The sequence below is a fragment of the Peristeroidobacter agariperforans genome, assembly GCF_004138335.1.
Classification (GTDB): domain Bacteria; phylum Pseudomonadota; class Gammaproteobacteria; order Steroidobacterales; family Steroidobacteraceae; genus Steroidobacter; species Steroidobacter agariperforans.
The window spans coordinates 1,481,303-1,500,766 of the sequence record NZ_RYFW01000001.1; the positions used below are offsets into that span (position 1 = coordinate 1,481,303).

A 19,464-nucleotide genomic window follows, 5' to 3' on the forward strand; every position below is an offset into this window, starting at 1 on the left:
AGGGCCCGGAAGCATACGGGACTGACTTCCGTCAGCCTAGCGTTCTACCTCCGGTGGGGTGCCAAATAGACTCATGCACCAACCTTGCTGTAGGCTCCCCCGGTCGCATAAACCCGGTCGCCATGGGCGTATCGGGCGCATTTTTTTCCGGAAACAGTCGTGAAACACAGTCCTGCCGCGCTCACCGCCGCCAGCCATCCGCTCGCGGGCAAGCAGATGTCAGGCGCCGAAGTCATCGTCCAGGTGCTCGCCGATGAGGGTGTAGAGACAGTCTTCGGCTACAGCGGCGGCGCGATCCTGCCGACATACGACGCGATCTTCGTCCACAACCGCGATGGCGTGAAAGAAGGCGCCAAGCCCATGCCGCTGGTCGTTCCGGCGAATGAACAGGGCGCGGGCTTCATGGCTGCCGGCTATGCGCGGGCCACCGGCAAGGTGGGTGTGTGCGTCGTGACGTCCGGTCCGGGAGCGACCAACACAGTCACGCCGGTTCGCGACTGTATGGCGGACTCGATTCCGATCGTCGTGATCTGCGGTCAGGTGCCCACCGCCGCGATCGGCAGCGATGCGTTTCAGGAAGCGCCGGTCGCCAGCATCATGGGCTCGGTGGCCAAGCATATTTTCCTGGTGACTGACGCTGCGAAGCTGGAAGCCACGGTGCGGACCGCGTTCGAAATCGCGCGCACTGGTCGGCCGGGGCCGGTGGTCATCGACATTCCCAAAGACGTGCAGAACTGGCGCGGCCCGTTCCAGGGCGCAGGGCGCTTGCCGGTGCCGGGCTATCGACATCGCATGAACCGTCTGCTTCGCAGCGCGCTGTCCGATGCGCAATGTGCCGAGTTCTTCACCATGCTGGGCGAAGCCAAGCGGCCGCTGATCTACGCCGGCGGCGGCGTCATTCAGTCTGGCGGCTCGGCGGCGCTGCGTGAGCTGGCCATCGAATTCAACATTCCGGTCGTGACCACATTGATGGGTCTCGGCGCGTTCGACACGACACATCCACTGTCGATGCGCATGCTCGGCATGCACGGCGCGGCGTTCGCGAACTATGCCGTCGACGATTGTGACTTTCTGATCACGCTGGGCGCGCGTTTCGACGATCGCGTTGCCGGCAATCCACCGAAGTTCGCGCCGAACGCCAGGCGCATCGCGCAGATCGATATCGATGCTTCCGAAGTGAACAAGGTGAAGCCGGTCCAATGGCACCACGTGGGCATGCTTCCGGAAGCGTTGCGTGCGCTGCTGGCGTATGGCCGTCGCGCCAACTTCAAGCGCGATTGGTCGGAATGGGTGCAGCATTGCGCCCAGTTACGTCGCGATCACGCGATGAACTACGACCGCAGCAGCGAGCTGATTCAGCCGTATCACGTCATCGAAGAGATCAACCGCCTGACGCAGGGCGACGCCATCATCAGCACCGGCGTTGGCCAGCACCAGATGTGGTCGGCGCAGTACTTCGATTTCCGCAGCCCACGCCTGTGGCTCACGTCGGGCAGCATGGGCACCATGGGATTTGGCTTGCCGGCGGCGATCGGCGCGGCCATCGCCAATCCCGACAAGCTGGTGATCGACATCGACGGCGACGCCAGCATTCGTATGAATCTGGGCGAGTTGGAAACGGTCACGACCTATGACCTGCCGGTGAAGATCGTGGTGCTGAACAACTGCGGCGACGGCATGGTGAAACAATGGCAGAAGCTGTTCTTCAAGGGCCGCCTGTCCGCCAGCGACAAGTCGCTTCATAAGAAGGACTTCATCAAGGCCGCCCAGGCCGACGGCTTCCCGTACGCGGTGCGCCTCGACCGCAAGCAGGACATCGAGCGCGTGGTGCGGGAGTTCATCGAGTTCAAGGGTCCGGCGTTCCTCGAAGTCATGATCGACCCGGATGCCGGCGTCTATCCGATGGTCGGCCCGGGCCAGGCCTATAACGAGATGATCACCGGCCAGCACATCGCCTCCCGCAACTCCCCGACGCAGATCCGTCCGCCGGATGCGTCCGAGATGTTCTAGCCTCCCAAATTCGATTTTTCGAAAAGGCGGTCTGCGCTGCTCGGCGCGACCGCCTTTTTCTTTTGGCCGACTTGCGCGCTTCTAAAGCCACCTTGAGCCACCCTCACAGGCGCCGTTTGGTCTGCATGGCGAAAAGACCCAGGCAACTTGTTGTTCCGGCGCAGCATTCGTACCCAACCTTGCAAATAGACATTCCCTGAATACGAAAGCGGGGCTTCCCTGCCCGAATTCGCCGACTTTCAACGCGCCTATGTTGTAGCGAGGCCGCAGTTCCGTCGCTCGGCCTCCTTGGGATTTGACGGCTTTCACAGTTCTATGTGAATTTTGTATTACAGGCGCAACAAAACACGATTTGACATTGGAAAGCGCTTGACGCGGTTACGTGAATACCGCAGTTTCCAACACCGTAAAAAATGCCGACGAGCGCAGCGCGGGTGCTGCGCAAATCGGACAACTCACCGAAACGAATTGGCGAAAGGTATCGAATTTGTCTGCCGGGGTGCTTGGGCCGGGCGGATGCACCGGATTGCCCGGACTATGTCAGGAGGATTCATGAGTTCGTATTTGCGTTCGACTATCCACACCGCTTTGCTGGCGACTGCGCTGGGCACAGGTGTGGCATCTGCGGCGGAGCCGCAACAAACGACGTTCATCGAAGAGATCGAGGTGATCGTCGTGACCGGTTCGTACATCGAGGGCGCCGCGGAAGACGCTGCGCTGCCCATCGACGTGCTGCGAGCCGAAGATCTGGCCAAGCAGGGTTCCCCCAGCATGGTCGAGCTGATCAAGCAGATTCCGGCGGTCCAGGGTGTGGTGGGTGAGTCGAACCAGTTCACCGCGCCGAACACTTCCGGCGCCGGCAGCATCAACCTGCGCGGCCTGGGTGCCGTCCGCACGCTGGTGTTGATGAACGGTCGCCGCTTGGCGCCGTCACCGGCGGGCGCGATCGGTTACGACACCAACTTGTTGCCTGTGGCGGCTCTCGGCCGCATCGAAGTCCTGAAGGACGGCGCGGCTGCGACTTACGGTTCTGACGCCGTGGCCGGCGTGGTGAACTTCATCACCAAGCGCGGCTTCGAAGGCATGTCCGTCGAAGGTGCGTACAGCTACATCGACGGCTCCGATGGCGACTACAACGCCAACCTGTCGTGGGGCATGAAGGGCGAGAGCTGGGACGTGCTGGTGGCTGGCGGTTATCGCCGTCGCTCCGAGTTGTCCACCACGGATCGCGACTTCGCGTTGCAATCGCTCGCGGCGAATCCGCAGGGCGGTTACTCGAGCTTCGGCAACCCCGGTGTGTTCATCATTCCGGGCGGAACCGGTGCGAACGCTAATTTCCGCGATCCGGGATGCGCCGCGCTCGGCAACCTGGCAACGGTAGATAGTCGGGGTGGCCCGCAGTGCCAGTTCCAATTCACCGCGTTCGATAACCTGGTCGAAGAGGAAGAGCACTACAACCTCTACACCGAATTCAACATGCTGTTCGGCGAGAGCACCGAGCTCCATGTCGAAGCGATGTATGCCGCGCACGACGTGCCGGAAGAGAATTCTTCGCCCTCGTACGCGCCGACGCAGGGTCCGGCTGGCACGGGTCCGACCTTCACCATCTCGAAGAGCAACCCGGGCCTGGCGGCCATCCTGCCGCTGCTGACCGATGGGCAGCGGACCGCGATCAACAACGCCCAAGTGCTGGCCGTAAGCGGTCTGCAATGGCGTCCGTACGGTGTCGGCGGCAATCCGCTCACCGGCGAAGGCAAGCAGGACGAACGTTTCTTCGACGGCGCGCGTCTGTCGGCCAGCCTGAAAGGCGAGGTGAGTGCGTTCAACTGGGACGTGGGTGTGACCTACATGGTCAACACGCGCGAGATCGTCACTCCGGACATCGTCGTCACGCGCCTGCAGGCGGCGTTGAACGGCCTCGGCGGCCCGAACTGTACGACGGCTACTCCCGGCGCCAATGGCTGCTTGTGGCTGAACCCGTTCTCCAGCGCCGTGCAGTCCAACATCGTCACCGGCCAGGTGAACAACGTCACGTTCGATCCGAATACGGTCAATTCGCGTGAGCTCGCGGCGTGGCTGTATCAGGACAACACCATCGAAGACGAGACTTCTTCGTTCATCGTCGATGCGGTGTTGAACGGCCAGATGCCGATCGGCTTCCAGGCCGGCGACATCAGCTGGGCGGCCGGTGTGCAGTATCGCGAAGAGACGCTCGAGCGCGATCCGAACGATCTGGCCGACATCACCAAGAACCCGTGCGTGAACTCGCTGTCCACCGGCAACATGAACTGCGCGGTGCAGTCGGGCATCTTCACGTTCCTCGGCCCAACGACACCGGCGGACCTGAGTCGCGACGTGAAAGCCGTGTTCGGCGAGTTGAATGTGCCGTTGCTGGAAAGCTTGTCGGCGCAGGTTGCGGTTCGCTACGAGGACTACGGCGGCAGCGTGGGCTCGACGACCAATCCGAAGTTCTCTCTGCGTTGGCAGACGACCGATTGGCTGACGTTCCGCGGCTCGGTGGGTACGACGTTCCGCGGTCCGACGCAGACGCAGCTGGTGAATGCGCCGGCGACGGTGCTGACCTTCACGCCGGCGGCCGGCGGATACAAGACGTATGACGTGTTCGGCAGTGAGAACCTGAAGCCTGAAGAAGCGCTGACCTTCAACGTCGGCGCCATCTTCAAGGCGGGCGGCTTCAATGCCACGGTCGACTACTGGAGCTACGACTTCGAAGACGCGCTCGAAACCGAGAGCGGCTCGGAAATCGTCGCGGCGTTCTTCGGCACGAGCCCGACTTCGGCCAACCAGTGCGACAACCCGGCCTTCGATCAGCTGCAGACGCGCTTCACGTTCAGCGGCAACACTTGCAGCATCGGCGCGCTGACGCGTGTGCGCACCAACACCATCAACGGCCCGGATCAGAAGCTGTCAGGTATCGACGGCGGTATTTCGTATCTGTTCGATGAAGTGCTCGGTGGCGATCTGTTGATCGGCGCGGACGCGACTTACACGCTGGAGTACAAGCGTGATGCCGCTATCGTCGAAGGTGTCCAGATTCAGAAGGCTGACGATTTCGTCGGCACTCGCGGCGCCTCGGGCATCGGCGCGGGCACGCTGCCGGAGCTGCGTGGCGCGGCGTTCGTCGACTACCAGACGAACTGGCTGGCGCCGCAGGGCGTGCGCTTGACGGCTCGTTACATTGACGGCGTCACCGACGTGCGTGCGGGTCTGGCCACCACCTCTCCGCGCGGCATCGAGATCGGCTCGTTCCTGACTTACGACCTGGTGTATCGCCTGTCGTTGCCGGCTGAGACGACGTTTACCGCGTCGGTCATCAACCTGGCTGACAAGGATCCGCCGTTCGTGCGTCTGGACCTCGGCTACGATCCGTTCATCGCCAATCCGTACGGCCGCTACTTCAAGGTGCTGCTGAACAAGAAGTTCTAAGGCCGAAAAAGCTGCGCGAGCGAAGGAGCGCGGCTGCGGTCAGCCCGCAGGAACGGAAGCGTTTGAAAAAGGAGTAATCGGCGATCACGGATGGGGTCGCCGGTGGAGGCGGGGTTCCAACGAATCCCGCCTTTTTTATGGGGCGTCTTTTCTCATTCTGCGAAGAGGCCCATCAACATGGGCTTCGCGTACAGCTCGTGAGTCTGCTCGCCGGTCGCGCCCGGCACCCACCAGCGATATTCCGCCGAGGCATTCAGCGTCGCCGAGAACATCTGCGCTCCGATCATCGGATCGACCGCGCGTATCGAGCCGGCGGTGATGCCATCGGCAATTACGCCGCCGAACCGGTTGGAGATCCGGCCATAGGCTTCGATCATTTCCTGCCGCATCGATGGCGGCAGCGCGACCAGCGCCGATGTGCGCAACAGCGGGCCGCGCTCGGATATTTGATATGCGAACAGCGCGGCAGCCAGCGTCGTCAGTTGCTCCCAGTGATCGTCGCTCTGCGCCAGCACCGTGCGCTGAATGTGCCGCATGGTATCGAAGCTGCGCTTGAAACAGGCCACGACGAGATCGTCCTTGGCGTCGTGGTGGTAATAGAACGAGCCCTTGGTGACATTGAGCCGCTCGGAGATTTTCTCGACTGAAGCGCCGCGATAGCCGCGCTCGTTGATCAGTCGCGTCGCCGCGATCAGAAATGTTTCATGCGCAGCGGATTGCTGAGCAGCGGGCAGCATTTCGTCGAGCGAGATCGAAACGTTCCGCCACGTGCGACCCGGTCCCGCAAAGCCGTGCAGCAGGATGTCGCACATGCGCGTGTGCACGCGGCCGAAGTCATCGGGGTCGTAACGCCGCAGCCAGATCACGCCCCACAGGATCTGCTCGCTGAGGATGTGCGCGCGGGCAGCGCGCAGCGTCGGCGTCATCCAGCTGAATTCAGGTGATTCGAACAGCGCGCACAGCCTGGCGAAAAATCGGCGATAAGCATCGCCGACGATGGTGCGCTGAGGCTTCTGCAGCGTGCGCATGTCACCGAACAAGGCGACCGGCGGCTCTTCGCCGGAGACGACGCGATGGCGCAGTTCCAGCCACAGCTTCAGCAGACGCTCCACGCGGGCCGGTGGATCCGGTTCCTGCGCGGCAGTTTCGACCAGCGCATCGACACGAGCAATGGCGTCGAGGAAGCAGGCGACCGCCAGATCTTCCTTCTTGCGAAAGTAATAAGTCACGCTGGTCGTGATCAGGCCGACCTGGCTCGCGACGTTCGCCAGGGTCATGCCCTTGACGCCGTCGCGATTCAGGATCTCGCTGGCCGCAGCGATGATCGCCTGTTGTTTGCGCGCGTACTTGGTATCGCCGCCACTGGCCTTGGCGGGTCGGCCCTGTGGCGCCGACGCTATAACCTCTTTGTCCGAAGCAGACATCCGCGGTGATCTCCGAGGAGCGCTCACGTCGCTGTGGGCATTCGCCTCTCTTTGTGCAGCATCCTTCGGGGCTTGTCCACCGGTTCCACACGCCCTGCATCTCAAAAAATAAAAAAGGGCGGGATGCATGCATCCCGCCCCTGATTCCTGCCGTTGAGACCGCTGGGTCCCGACGTTGGTTCCGCCAATTTAGAAGATTTCGAACAAACCCGCAGCGCCCATACCGCCGCCGACGCACATGGTCACGATGCCGTACTTGGCGCCGCGCCGCTTGCCTTCGATCAGCAGGTGGCCGGTCATACGAGCGCCCGACATGCCATATGGGTGGCCGATGGAGATGGCGCCACCGGACACGTTGAGCTTGTCGTTCGGGATGCCCAGCTTGTCACGGATGTACAGCACCTGGCTCGCGAACGCTTCGTTCAATTCCCAAATGCCGATGTCGTCCATCTTCAAGCCGTGCTGCTTCAGCAGCTTCGGCACGGCGAACACCGGGCCGATGCCCATCTCGTCCGGATCGCAGGCGGCGACCATCATGCCGCGGTACGCGCCGAGCGGCTTGAGTCCGCGCTTCTCCGCTTCCTTCGCTTCCATCAACACGCAGGCGGCTGCGCCGTCGGAGAGCTGCGAAGCATTGCCGGCAGTGATGAACTTGCCTTCCTTGATGCGCTGACCGTTCTTGAACACCGGCTGCAGCTTCTGCAAGTCGGCGAGCGTGGTCTGAGGGCGGTTGCCTTCGTCGAGCTTCAGGTTCACGGCCTTCTCGGAAGTGGCGCCGGTTTCCTTGTCCGTCAATATCATTGTCGACGGCAGCGGCGCGATCTCGGCGTCGTAACGGCCTTCGGATTGCGCCGTCGCGGTGCGCTGTTGAGATTGCAGCGCATATTCATCCTGAGCTTCGCGGCTGACACCGTAGCGCTCGGCGACGATTTCGGCCGTCTCGATCATCGTCATATAGATCTGCGGAATGTTCTTGACCAGCCACGGATCGGCGGCGCGGAACTTGTTGACCTTGTCGTTCTGGACCAGCGAGATCGATTCCACGCCGCCGCCGATGGCGATCTGCATGCCGTCGTGAACGATCTGTTTGGCCGCGGTGGCGATGGCCATCAAGCCCGACGAGCACTGACGATCCATGCTCATGCCGGACACCGTGACCGGCAGGCCGGCGCGCAGCAGCGCCTGACGGGCAACGTTGCCGCCCGTCGAGCCCTGCTGCAAGGCGCAGCCCAGAATCACGTCTTCGATCAGAGCGCCGTCGATGCCGGCGCGCTTCACCGCTTCGGCGATCGCATGGCCCGCCAGTTCCTGGCCCTGAGTGTTGTTGAATGCGCCCCGATAGGCCTTGCCGATCGGCGTGCGCGCGGTGGAAACAATGACTGCTTCACGCATGGGATGATTTCCTTACGTCGGCGGTGGTTACTTCAAATCTTGAAACTTCTTGCCCTCGGCCGCGAGCTTTTCCAGCAGCGGCGAGATCTTGAAGTCGGCGCCCAGCTTCGGGCCGTATTCCTTGAGCTTCGCGACTACGTTGGCGAGGCCGACGGTGTCGGCATAGAACATCGGACCGCCGCGATACACCGGCCAGCCGTAGCCGTTGATCCAGACGATGTCGATGTCGGACGGGCGGATCGCAATCTTCTCTTCCAGAATCTTCGCGCCTTCGTTGATCATCGGGTAAATGCAGCGCTCCAGGATTTCCTGTTCGGAAATCTGACGCGGCGTGACCCCAGCCTTGGCGGCGAAGTCCTTGATGATTTTCTCGGTGACCGGCGACGGCTTGGCATTACGCTGCTCGTCGTAGTCATAGAAGCCGGCGCCGGTCTTCTGGCCGCGGCGATCCATTTCGCACAGCACTTCGCGCACCGTCGAGCTCTTCGATGTTTCTTTGCTCCAGCCGATGTCCAGGCCGGCGAGGTCGCCCATCGCGAAGGGACCCATGGGCATGCCGAAGTCATACAGCGGTTTATCCACGTCCCACGGCATCGCGCCTTCCATGAGCATCGCCTGCGCCTGGGCCTGACGAGCAGCGAGCATGCGGTTGCCGACGAAGCCGTGACACACGCCGACCAGCACGCCGATCTTGCCGATCTTCTTGGCCAGCTGCATGGCGGTCGCGATCACTTGTTTGGAAGTCTTCTCGCCACGCACGACTTCGAGCAGGCGCATCACGTTCGCCGGCGAGAAGAAGTGCAGGCCGAGCACCCACTCGGGACGCTTGGTGGCGCTGGCGATCTCGTTGACGTTCAGATACGAAGTGTTGGAGGCGAGGATGGCGCCCTGCTTGACGATCTTGTCGAGCTTGCCGAACACGTCTTTCTTCACATCCATGTTTTCGAACACGGCTTCGATGACCAGGTCGCAGTCGGCGAGCTTTTCCAGCTCGAGCGTGCCGGTCAGCAGGCCCATGCGCTTCTCGACATCCTCCGGCTTGAGCTTGCCGCGCTTCGCGGTGGTTTCGTAGTTCTTGCGGATGACGCCCAGGCCGCGCTCCAGCGCTTCCTGTTTGGTTTCCACGATGGTGACCGGAATGCCGGCGTTCGCGAAATTCATCGCGATGCCGCCGCCCATGGTGCCGGCGCCGATGATGCCGACTTTCGCGATCGGCAGCGTCGGTGTGTCGGCCGGCACATCCGGGATCTTCCACACTTCACGCTCGGCGAAGAACACGTAGCGCTGCGCGGCCGACTGCACACCGCCCATCAGCTCTTGGAACAACTTGCGCTCGACCTTCATGCCTTCGTCGAACGGCAGATTCACTGCGGCTTCGATGGTGCGGATGTTGTATTCGGGAGCGAGGAAGCCGCGGAACTTGCGTGCGTTGGCTTTGCGGAAGTCAGCGAAGATTTCCGGTTTGCCGCGTGCGGCTTCGACCTTCTCGTTCATGTCGCGCACTTTCTTGAGCGGACGCTTCTCGGCGACGACTTTTTTCGCAAAGGCGATAGCGCTGGCGCGCAAGCTGCCTTCGGGAACGATCTCATCGATCAAGCCAGCGGCATTCGCGGTCTTTGCATCGATGTGTGCACCGGAGGTCACCATGGCCAGCGCCTGTTCGGGACCGACGACACGAGGCAGACGCTGCGTGCCGCCCGCGCCCGGCAGCAAACCGAGATGAACTTCAGGCAGGCCGCACTTCGCGGAAGGAACAGCGACGCGATAGTGACAACCCAGAGCAACTTCGAGACCGCCGCCGAGCGCGGTGCCGTGAATCGCGGCGACCGTGGGCTTGCTCATATTCTCGATTTCGGTGACGACTTCGGGCAGCCACGGCGACTTCGGCGGCTTGCCGAACTCGGTGATGTCCGCGCCGGCGTGGAAGGTGCGGCCTTCGCAGATCAACACCACCGCTTTCACTGCAGCGTCGGCATTCGCTTTCTGCATCGCCTGCACGATGCCTTCGCGCACCGCATGTCCCAGCGCGTTCACGGGCGGGTTGTTGATTGTGATAATCGCGATCCCGTCTTCCACGGACAGATCGGTCACGGCGTTGATTGCCCCCATCGGTGCGTCTCCTGTTGACTTGATTTGATCGGTCCGCGAGGCGGAATGACGCGGCTGACGGATTCGTTCCGCCCTGCTTGTCGACGTCGCGGGGCCGGCATTATGGCGCACTTTCACGCGTTTTACCGCAGTGCAAAGTATTCCGCAGGGCGGGCTTTTTACCAACCGGTAATCAAGTACTTAGCGCCGGCGAAAGTCGCGCCTTTCGCCGAGCGTCGGATGGTCGGACAATCACCGCCGGGCGCTGGGTTTGGTCGTCGTGCCCGAATGCATCTTGCAGCCGTACAGCTGCGGTTCCGCAGAACACACGTCCGCAACGCCTTGCTCTTGCCAGAATGCGGGCAGGCCCGCAGCGCTCACCACTTGTTCGAAGCGCGGATGCTGGCGCAAGAATTTTGTTTGTGGCATCCACAGCACGCGCAGCGGCAACCGTTCGCCTTGACGCTGCAAACGGGACATGCGGTTGAAAACGAACTCGGGTTGTTTCAACGCCGTGCCACAAAGAATTTCCGTCGACGGATCGATCTGCTGCTCGCTCGCGGCCAGCGTCACTGCCTGTAGTGCCTGTGGAATGTGGCGGCGATTGTCCGCCGCGAGCAGCAGCGGCTCGGCCCAGCGATTGAAATCCTGACTGCTCAGCGCGCCTCGCAATATTTCTTTTGCGGACGAATTGTCGCCGGCGAGCATGGCTTCGAGCGCGCGCACCGGCGATGGCGTCGACTGGAGTAACGGCGGAGCAGGCGTCGTCGTGAGAGTGTACGAGAAACATTCGTTCGCGCCGATGCTCTGCGGCTGTACGACGACGGCTTGAGCGGCGAACGGCGCGGCTTCTTTATATCTCCCGGCATCGACGAGCAGGCAGGCAAGACCTTCGAGCGCCGCGCCGGTTTGCACGTCGAGCGTCAAGGCTCGCTGGAATTGCTCGCGCGCGGCAACCCATTCGTTGCGTCGTAAATGGGCGAGACCGAGCGCGGCGTGCGCATCGGCAATTTCTTCATCGAGGGTGAGTGCGTGTTCGGCGCTGCTCTCGGCCAGCTGCGTCAGCGATGTTTCGTCTTCGCCGCCCAGGCTCAGATAGCCCGCGGCGAGCGCGCCCCACGCACGAGCAAACTTCGGCTGACTGCGAATCAGCGACTCGAGCCGCTCCACCGAGCGCGCGCGACTCGGAGTTGCGGGCGGTTGTGTGAATCCCGCGCTTTGCGAGCCCGACCATTCGAGCGAGGTATTGAGAAACGTATCGTAGGCCTTCGCGTCGTCGGTGCCGATCAGCGAAATCCAATCGCCGGTCGTATGCGCAGCGTTCAGAAAACGGGGCAGCGCCGTGGCGAACGCGCTGATGGTTGCCAGACGAGTGTCATCCGGCAACGGCAGAGGGCTCTCTCGATCGACGTTTTCGTCCGGCGCAATCAACGCGAGGTTCGCTTGCTTGCCGTCGGCGCCCAGGGTCACGCGCAACGTGAATACTTTGGGATCGGCGGGATCGGTCGAGACCGCAGACACGTGCATCTTGCCGCGAGTCAGCAGATGGTTGAGCTCGTAGCGCAGCCACGCGATATCGGCATTCTCTGCTTCGCTCTGCAGTTGCAGGCGCAGAGGCTTGGAGGCGTGGAATTCCTCCCGCACCGGCGCAGGAGGAATGACTGGCTCGGGTGTTTCGGGCGTGCAGCTGCGAAGAATCGGCCAGGAGACGAGCGCGGCGAGCAGGAGCAAGCCCGCCACTCTCTTGGCGGTTAGCGGTTGGCGGTTAGCGGTTGGGGGTTGGGTCGGAGATTCCACAGGGCGCGAGTGTAGTGCGGCTGCCCCACCAACCGCCAACCGCGAACCGCCAACCGCCAACCGCTACTTCCACTGATTGCCGCCCTGATCGAGCACGCTCGCGAACTCCGCCCGGCGCGGTACGCCCTCGAAAGTGGAGGTGCGCACGAACATCTTGGCGCGATCGGTGGCGTTGAACGAGCCGTTCTGTCCTTCGATATGGCTGTTGGCCACGTGCACAATGGCGTCTTCGACGATCAAGCCCGTGCCGGTCGCCACGATGGTGCTGTTGGTGATGTACAGCTCACAGCCGCCGCGAGCGATGATCGCGTCACCTTCCACGTACATCTTGCGGTCGTCGAGCCTCAGCATGCGTTTGCCTTCGCAGATGATGGGCTCGGTGGGCCGTACGCCGGCCGCGTTCGCTGGAGTCGAAGCGTTACCCCTGCCGGAACTGACGATGCTGACGCCAGGACCGGAGACACGCAGCGTGCCGCCGGTGCGGTCGATCGTGTAATTCGACTCGGCGGCCTGAGCTCGTTCGGCTGCGGCGGCGGGTGAGTTGTCGACGACTTGAGCCGGCTGCGCGGGCTCGGCCGGACTTGCCGGAGCAGCCGGGCTGGCCGGTGCTGCTGCGGGCGCGGGCGGTGCCGCGGCGGTCGTCGCTTCCGGCGCAGGCAACGGCGCTGCAACTGTCGACGGCGATTTCAAATGCGCGACCGGCGCGGCGGCCAGCTCGTTCAGGTTGATGGTTTGAACTTGACCGGTCGAGCGGTCGCGGACCGTGAACACGCGAGTCTGTGTGTCACTCGCCAGTACTTCGTATCGCGGATTGCGTTCCAAGGCGGTGCGCGCCCAGGTCAATTCGGCCGGCTCGCTGGGCAATGTGGAGGCTTGTTCGCCGCCGCGACTACACGCGCCGAGCACGGCGAGCGCGACACAGCTGAGAGCGACGCGAGCGGTCGGGAAACGGGCTGCTGAGCGGATGACGAGTGACGACATGACGGGTCTCCAGAAGCAGATCGCTATCGTCACTCCAGCGGCGACGAGAGTCCATCTCTTCTGTTCGGCGGACGCGTCGAGTTGGATCACCGGCGGCCATTGATGACCGCCGCCGGAGATATGTCACATCAGCTTTTCGTTTTCAGTTGCTTGAGCAGCTCGGCTTCGCGTTCCGCAGTGAGACCGGCGCGCAATTTGGCTTTCTGCTCGGCCGGACGCTGCTCGTGCCAGGCGAGCGTGTCTTTGATGGTTGTATCCAGATCGCGGAAACGCAGGCCTTGCGCGACGGCTCGCGCCGAGCTGACCAGCGTCGCGCCGGCTTCTTTGCCGACCGGCGGCGCCCAGATCGGAATCTCGCCGTTCTCGACCAGCTTCTGCTGCTCGATGAACGACTGGCTCGCCCAGGTGAACGAGGCGTTCGATTTGGCAATGCGCTTGCTGGCGTCGAGCAACTCGCCCATGGTCACGGAGCCCGGCGGATTGCACAGGTTGTAACGACCTTTGATCTTGCGCTCGACACAGGCGCGCATGAAGTCGGCCATATCACGCACGTCGATGAATTGAACCGTATCGGCCGCAGTGCCCGGCGCCAGCACTTCGCCGCCGCGAGCTACGCGCACTGGCCAGTAGGTGAAACGATCCGACGAGTCGCCCGGTCCGACGATATAGGAAGGACGGATCACGGCCTGGTTGTCGCCGAAAGTCTGCTCGACAATTTTTTCGCAAGCGGCTTTGAGCCCGCCGTAGTTGTCGTTGGTGATCTCGGTCGCGTCGGGATCTTTCAGTTCCGCCAGCTTGTAGTCCTCGTCGATGCCGGGGGGCGTCAGATCCGCGTAGGCCGAAATGCTCGACACATAGATGTAGTGCTGAGTGTGGCCCTTCAACAAATCGGCGCTCAGCTTCACCTGCTTGGGGAAGTAGCCGGAGTTGTCGACGACTACATCCCAATCGCGGCCCTTGAGCACATCGAGCGGACCGGCGCGGTCGCCGATCAAAGTCTCCACGTCCTTGAACAGGCCAGGATTGCGCTTGCCACGATTCAGCAGCGTCAGCTGGTGACCGGCAGCCTGCAGCTCGCGCACCAGATGCGGACCGCTGATGCCGGTGCCGCCGAGGATCAGCACTTTCATGGGTTTCACTTTCGTCTCCGCGGCGAACGTTTCTGCCGCGAGCAGTGTTGCCGCCCCAGCCATCAGCAGCGCTTCACGTCGATTGATCGAAATGGTCATTGGGACACCTTGGTTTGAGTCGACTGGCTCGGTGCGGCCGACACCGCGCTGGCGTCGCCCGGGCCCGGTCGCACATATTTTTCCAGCCACTGCCGCGAGGTCTCGTACCAGAACAACGAGTTCTGCGGCTTCAGGATCCAGTGGTTCTCGTCGGGGAAGTACACCAGCTTGCTGGGCACGCCACGGTTCTGCAGCGCGTTGAACAGCTCCAGCCCATGGTTCACCGGCACGCGCCGGTCGAGCTGGCCGTGAATCACCAGCGTCGGCGTCTTGAAGTTCGCGGCGAAGGTGTGCGGCGAGTTGCGCGCGAAGCGTTCGACGTCGTCCCAGAATTCGCCGTAGCGTTTCTTGTCCGCCCCGTAGTCGCTGCTGTATTGAGTGTAGGAGTTGTACACCGCTGCGTGCGCCACCAATGTTTTGAACGGATGCGGCTTGCCCAACAATGAAGACGCAAGATACCCGCCAAAACTGCCGCCGCCAGCGGCCATTCGTTCAGTGTCCAGCCACGGCTGGGCGCGGAACCAGTCGGCGGCCTTGATGGTGTCTTCGTAAGGCAGCGCCATCCATTCCTTGGTGATGGAGTCGGTCCACGCCTGGCCGAAGCCGCTCGAGCCATGGAAGTTGTGCCAGGCCGTGACATAGCCCCAGTTGGCGAACACCTGCGCATTCCAGCGCCATTGATAAGCATCGGTGACGCCGTTGTGCGGGCCGCCGTGCAGGAGCAGATACAGCGGCCACTTGCGATCCGGCGTGAAGTTCGGCGGATAAACCACCCACATCTGCACGTCTTCGTTGTTGGCGCCTTTATAAGTGACGCTCTCGACCTTGCCCGGAGTGAGCCGCGCCAGCACGGCATCATTGAAGTCAGACAACTTCGTGGCCGCACCGGTGCGCGCGATGATGCTCACGAGCGTGGGCGGTTCGGTAAAGCTTTGGCGCAGGCCGACGATCACCGGCCCGCTGCCCGCGATTGCGAGCGAGTCGAAGCTGTGCTCGCGAGTCACGGGCTTCGGCTCGCCCCCGCCGATGTCGAAGCGATAGATGCGACGCGTGCCGGCGTCGTCGATGGCGCCGAACAGCGATGAGCTGTCGGGCGCCCACACGAGGCCGTCGGCAGAACGGTCCCACTCTTCGGTGAGATTGCGCAGCTGGCTGCCACGACGGTCGTACAACATGAGCCGCGCGCGGTCGGCGTAGAAGTCTCTGATCACCTGGCGACGGAACGCGAGCGACCGACCGTCCGGACTGTACAGCGGCACGGTGTCGTCGCCGGTGTTGTCCTTGGTCAGATTGGTGAGATTCTGCGGCGAGCCGCCTTCCACCGGCAGCGTGAAAATATCGAAGTTCGGCTCGATGCCGCTGCTGTCATTGTTGACCGCGAACGCGACCTCGGCGCCGTCCGGCGAGATGTCATAAGAATTCCCATCGGGTTCGGCGCGATCCAGCGAAACGCCGGCGTTGCGCGTGATGGCCTGCGGCTCGCCGCCATCGATGCTGACGGAATATATGTGCGTGTCGCGGTCGTCGAGAAAATGGTCCCAGTGGCTGACCGGCGCTTTCTCCCACACGCGCGCGGTCATTTTCGCGTCGTTGCGCTCGGTCATGCGCTTGTCCATGTCGGCCCACGTGTCCAGATCGGTCCACACCTGCGACAGGAAGGCAATGCGTCGCGAATCCGGAAACCACTTCGGCGCAATCACGCCGGTCGGAACATTGGTCACACGACGCGCTTCGCCGCCGTTGACCGCGATGACATAAAGCTGCTGTTGCTTATCGTCGCCGCGCTTGCCGACGAACGCGATCATCTCGCCGTCCGGGCTCCACACCGGCGATGAGGCCGAGCCGCCAGAGCTGGTGAGCTGGCGCGCTTTGCCTGGCTTGGTCGGGATCAGCCACAGATCGGTGTCGCCCTTGTTCTTGTCGACGTCGAAGCGCGTGACCGGCACAACCGACACGCGGCCGTCAGGAGAAATATCGGGAGTGCCGAGTCGTTGCAGCTGCCACATCGCTGTGGCGGTGTAGGGCTCGGCGTGCGCGGAGGCCGCGAGCACGATGCCGGCGAGGAGTGCGACCACGACGCTGCGAGCGCTGTGCGAGTTTTGCTTATGACAATGCCCGCGCGGGCGTCTGCGAATGGGCGGCATGCGGATCATCGGTGTGCCTCGTGCTGTTCGAATCCAGTCGGTGCAATTGACATTAGTCTATCCAAGCGCCTGACCGTGCTGTGCAAGCTGAGAAGTGGGTCCATTTCTTCGCTGTCATCGCTACGTACACTTTCGACTGTCCAGCAAGTGCGCGGCCCAGCTTAAATGCGCGACCCGCGCGCACGGCTCGCTAGAGCCACGCTCAACTCGCACGGAGGCGTCGGTCGCATGGAGCGTCAGAAAAGGGGACTTCGAGTGATCCAAGCCAAGTATCGTAATCGCCTGCCTTTGCCCCAGCCCGCCGTCGTGCACGTGCGCCGTTCCTACGCCGAGAGCCGTCACGGCCAGATTCATCTGTCCACGGCGTACCCTTCGGGAGGCGGTTTTGACGAGCGTACACCGGTTATCTGCCTGCATCACAGTGGCGGATCCGGCCGTTTGTTCTCGCCCATCCTGCGCGAGCTGGGACACGATCGGAGCGTCTATGCGCCCGACCTGCCGGGCCACGGCAATTCCGACCCGGCCAGCAGCAAGGCGACCGTCGCCGACCTGGCCGCCGCGATCGGCGATTTCATCGATAGCCTGCGTCTGCGCAATGTCGATCTCGCCGGTTATCAGCTCGGCGCGCTGGTGGCGGCCGAGCTCGCCATTACCCGTCCGCAGAGCATCCGTCGCGTGATGCTGTGGGGCGTGCCGTCCTACTCCGCGCAGGACCGCGCGTCACTACTGCAGAACGTGCCGTCGCCTGGCTCGCGTGAAGACGGCAGCGATGTATCGGACGAATGGCGCCGGATACTCGAGCGTCGCGGACCGGGCGCGCCCATCAGTGCTTTGACCGATGAGCTGGGCGATCGGCTGCGCGCGGGCGCCAGCGGCGCACGCTCGTACGTCGCGATGGTCGAATATCCTGCGTCGGAGCGCCTGCCGCTGGTGAAACAGTCGGCGCTGGTGCTGCGCTTGAAGGATGAATTCTGGGAGCACTCGGGACGCGCTCGCGCCTCGTTGCCGAATGGCTCGATGCTCGATCTGCCCGACTACGGCCAGGGTTTCCTGAGCGCGGCTCCGCAGCGGTTCACGTCCGTGGCCCGCGAATTCTTCGATCGTTGATCAACCAGGCTGGCGAGGAGCGCTCACATCGAGCGCTCCCAGCTCCATGCGCAAGCCAGGCCCGCGATCACGCAGGTCATTGCCCAGCGTGACGCCATCAGCGCCATGGTCTTGGTCGATAGCCCGCGTTCCGGCGCAGCGCTGATCCACGCAGCGACCACTGCGGGCAACGACACCGGCGCCCAGCACAGCATCGCGAACGATAAGCCTCGGACCCACCAGGGCACGTCGACCATGCCGGCCAATCCCCAGCTGAGCCAGAACAGCAGCCCGAGTCCGGTGCCGCAGACCAGGTGCAGGAACGCGTCGGTGAAACTCACCGTGCTCATGTGCGTGCCGCCCGAGCGGATCAGCTCGTAAAGGGAATAGATCACCGAATGGGCCAGCACGGCGACCAAGCCGCTCAGGCTGCCCATGATCAGCAGATAATTCAGTTCAACCATGATTGCCGGGCCTAGCGCAGCACCTGCTGCAGACCCGCGAACAGTTTGTCCACTTCGTCGTGGGTGTTGAACGCATGCAGTGAAACGCGGACCGCGCCTTCGCTCTTGCCGGGCCACTGCATGTCGCGAGCGAACACGCGATGGCCGCGCACCAGCCCGAGCGTGATATCGGAGGCGAGGCGGCCGGGCACATGAAACGACAGGATGCCGCCCCACAAGCCGGGACGATTCGGTGTCAGCACCTCGACGCCGGGCAGCTGCTGCAAGCGCAGGCGCGCATAGATCGTCAGCTCACGAATACGCGCTTCGATGCGGCTGCGCAGGACTTGCTGATGAAAACCCAGGGCCACTTCGGCGCCGCGCAGCGGCGCCCAGCTCAGCGGGACAATGTTTCCTAACTTATGCAGTGCCGCCGGCGCGCCGACGTGACCGTTCGATTGCGTCGGCGTGAGCACCGGCGGCGAGGCATCGATGCCGCGCGGCAGTGTCGGCCAGATGCGGTCGAGCATGTCCCGGCGCACATACAACATGCCGGTGCCGTTGCTGCCGCCGAGCCATTTGTGAAATGACGTTCCATAAAAATCGCAGCCCAGATCGCGCAGCTGGAAATCCAGCATGCCGAGCGCCTGCGCGCCGTCGACCACGCTGATCAAATTGCGGCTGCGAGCGAACTGACACAGCTCCTGCACGGGCATCAACGTGCCGTCCGCATACTGGACGTGCGAGAACATGAGCACTTTGGTGCGATCGGTGACGGCGCCGGCAAACAAGCCGAGCGCTTGCTCGGGGCCGCTCAGCGGCGCCGGCAGATCGATCTGTTTGACGACGATGCCGCGGCGTCTGGCCAGCAACAGCCAGGGGCTGAGCACGGCGGGATGCTCGCGATTGGTCGTGATGACTTCATCGCCCGCACTCAGGTCGAGACCATTGGCGACCATGGCGAGCGCTTCGCCGGCGCCGCGAGTAAATACGATTTCGTCTGCATCGCAGCCGACGAAGCCGCCGAATGCGGTGGCGATGCGCGTGCTCTCGGCGCTCCACTGTCCTTCGGCGAACGAGGCGATGTTCAGGCTTTGTGAATCACGGACGCGATATTCGGTCGCCATCGCGGCGCGCAGCGTCGGGCCGGCGGTGGCGACGTCCAGATAGGTTCTCTGCAGATCCAGCACCGGCTGGGTGCGAAACCATTGCCACAACTCCTTGGTGGTCGCCGGCATGCTGCCGACGGGCTGGGCCGCGGCCGGTGCAGATGAACCCAGGGCAGCGGCGCCCAGGGATGTCGCCAAGGACGAAGCAATCAGGTCACGGCGCGTAAGGCGGTTGGTCGAATCGTTCATGCGGACGTTCAGATGTGAGTCGGTGTCGTGGCCGGCAGCGGCGCGCATTATTGCAGGAATGCGGT

At 63.0% G+C, this 19,464-nt stretch carries 12 protein-coding genes; 3 read left to right on the forward strand and 9 right to left on the reverse strand.

Annotation, left to right across the window (positions count from 1 at the left end):
- The first annotated feature begins 216 nt into the window (after window positions 1-216).
- Both ilvB and EK373_RS06405 read left to right on the forward strand, forming a co-directional pair.
- Window positions 217-2,010: a biosynthetic-type acetolactate synthase large subunit gene (gene ilvB / locus EK373_RS06400; protein ID WP_129643373.1), complete on the forward strand. Its 1,794-nt coding sequence runs from the start codon at window positions 217-219 to the stop codon at window positions 2,008-2,010.
- A 552-nt stretch (window positions 2,011-2,562) separates the two neighbouring features.
- A complete protein-coding gene (locus tag EK373_RS06405; protein WP_198683104.1) occupies window positions 2,563-5,457 on the forward strand; it encodes a TonB-dependent receptor in 2,895 nt (964 codons plus the stop codon).
- Window positions 5,458-5,609: 152 nt separating this feature from the next.
- Here EK373_RS06405 and EK373_RS06410 read toward each other — a convergent pair whose 3' ends face one another.
- The 7 genes from EK373_RS06410 to EK373_RS06440 all read right to left on the reverse strand — a co-directional run bounded on the left by EK373_RS06410 (window position 5,610) and on the right by EK373_RS06440 (window position 16,443).
- A complete protein-coding gene (locus EK373_RS06410) occupies window positions 5,610-6,881 on the reverse strand; it encodes a TetR/AcrR family transcriptional regulator (protein WP_129641881.1) in 1,272 nt (423 codons plus the stop codon).
- Window positions 6,882-7,070: 189 nt separating this feature from the next.
- Complete coding sequence (locus EK373_RS06415) at window positions 7,071-8,273, reverse strand: acetyl-CoA C-acyltransferase (protein WP_129641882.1); 1,203 nt, start codon at window positions 8,271-8,273, stop codon at window positions 7,071-7,073.
- A 27-nt stretch (window positions 8,274-8,300) separates the two neighbouring features.
- On the reverse strand, window positions 8,301-10,382 hold the full coding sequence (locus tag EK373_RS06420; RefSeq protein WP_129641883.1) for a 3-hydroxyacyl-CoA dehydrogenase NAD-binding domain-containing protein: 2,082 nt from the start codon (window positions 10,380-10,382) through the stop codon (window positions 8,301-8,303).
- Window positions 10,383-10,613: 231 nt separating this feature from the next.
- Window positions 10,614-12,092 (reverse strand): tetratricopeptide repeat protein, encoded by a 1,479-nt coding sequence (locus EK373_RS06425; protein ID WP_129641884.1) that lies wholly within the window; start codon window positions 12,090-12,092, stop codon window positions 10,614-10,616.
- Between the two features lie 129 nt (window positions 12,093-12,221).
- Window positions 12,222-13,139 carry a hypothetical protein gene (locus tag EK373_RS06430; protein WP_129641885.1) on the reverse strand — a complete coding sequence of 306 codons (918 nt, stop codon included), beginning with the start codon at window positions 13,137-13,139 and terminating at the stop codon, window positions 12,222-12,224.
- Window positions 13,140-13,267: 128 nt separating this feature from the next.
- Complete coding sequence (locus tag EK373_RS06435; protein WP_198683105.1) at window positions 13,268-14,368, reverse strand: NAD-dependent epimerase/dehydratase family protein; 1,101 nt, start codon at window positions 14,366-14,368, stop codon at window positions 13,268-13,270.
- Window positions 14,365-16,443: a S9 family peptidase gene (locus tag EK373_RS06440; RefSeq protein ID WP_198683106.1), complete on the reverse strand. Its 2,079-nt coding sequence runs from the start codon at window positions 16,441-16,443 to the stop codon at window positions 14,365-14,367. Before EK373_RS06440 ends, EK373_RS06435 begins: the two co-directional genes overlap by 4 nt.
- Before the next feature lie 324 nt (window positions 16,444-16,767).
- Between EK373_RS06440 and EK373_RS06445 the strand changes: the two genes are divergently transcribed.
- On the forward strand, window positions 16,768-17,619 hold the full coding sequence (locus EK373_RS06445) for an alpha/beta fold hydrolase (RefSeq protein ID WP_157994249.1): 852 nt from the start codon (window positions 16,768-16,770) through the stop codon (window positions 17,617-17,619).
- Between the two features lie 23 nt (window positions 17,620-17,642).
- Here EK373_RS06445 and EK373_RS06450 read toward each other — a convergent pair whose 3' ends face one another.
- Window positions 17,643-18,062, reverse strand: a complete 420-nt coding sequence (locus tag EK373_RS06450; RefSeq protein ID WP_129641888.1) for a hypothetical protein — start codon at window positions 18,060-18,062, stop codon at window positions 17,643-17,645.
- Between the two features lie 11 nt (window positions 18,063-18,073).
- Entirely contained in the window at window positions 18,074-19,447 is a 1,374-nt protein-coding gene (locus tag EK373_RS06455) for an aminotransferase class V-fold PLP-dependent enzyme (RefSeq protein WP_129641889.1), read from the reverse strand.
- Window positions 19,448-19,464 lie beyond the last annotated feature (17 nt).

Bases quoted from the DNA above. Each gene is read 5' to 3' on its own strand.
- EK373_RS06430 (WP_129641885.1), bottom strand. From the start codon at position 13,139: ATGTCGTCACTCGTCATCCGCTCAGCAGCCCGTTTCCCGACCGCTCGC.
- EK373_RS06435 (WP_198683105.1), bottom strand. From the start codon at position 14,368: ATGACCATTTCGATCAATCGACGTGAAGCGCTGCTGATGGCTGGGGCG.
- EK373_RS06410 (WP_129641881.1), bottom strand. From the start codon at position 6,881: ATGTCTGCTTCGGACAAAGAGGTTATAGCGTCGGCGCCACAGGGCCGA.
- EK373_RS06450 (WP_129641888.1), bottom strand. From the start codon at position 18,062: ATGGTTGAACTGAATTATCTGCTGATCATGGGCAGCCTGAGCGGCTTG.
- EK373_RS06405 (WP_198683104.1), top strand. From the start codon at position 2,563: ATGAGTTCGTATTTGCGTTCGACTATCCACACCGCTTTGCTGGCGACT.
- ilvB (WP_129643373.1), top strand. From the start codon at position 217: ATGTCAGGCGCCGAAGTCATCGTCCAGGTGCTCGCCGATGAGGGTGTA.
- EK373_RS06455 (WP_129641889.1), bottom strand. From the start codon at position 19,447: ATGCGCGCCGCTGCCGGCCACGACACCGACTCACATCTGAACGTCCGC.
- EK373_RS06420 (WP_129641883.1), bottom strand. From the start codon at position 10,382: ATGGGGGCAATCAACGCCGTGACCGATCTGTCCGTGGAAGACGGGATC.
- EK373_RS06415 (WP_129641882.1), bottom strand. From the start codon at position 8,273: ATGCGTGAAGCAGTCATTGTTTCCACCGCGCGCACGCCGATCGGCAAG.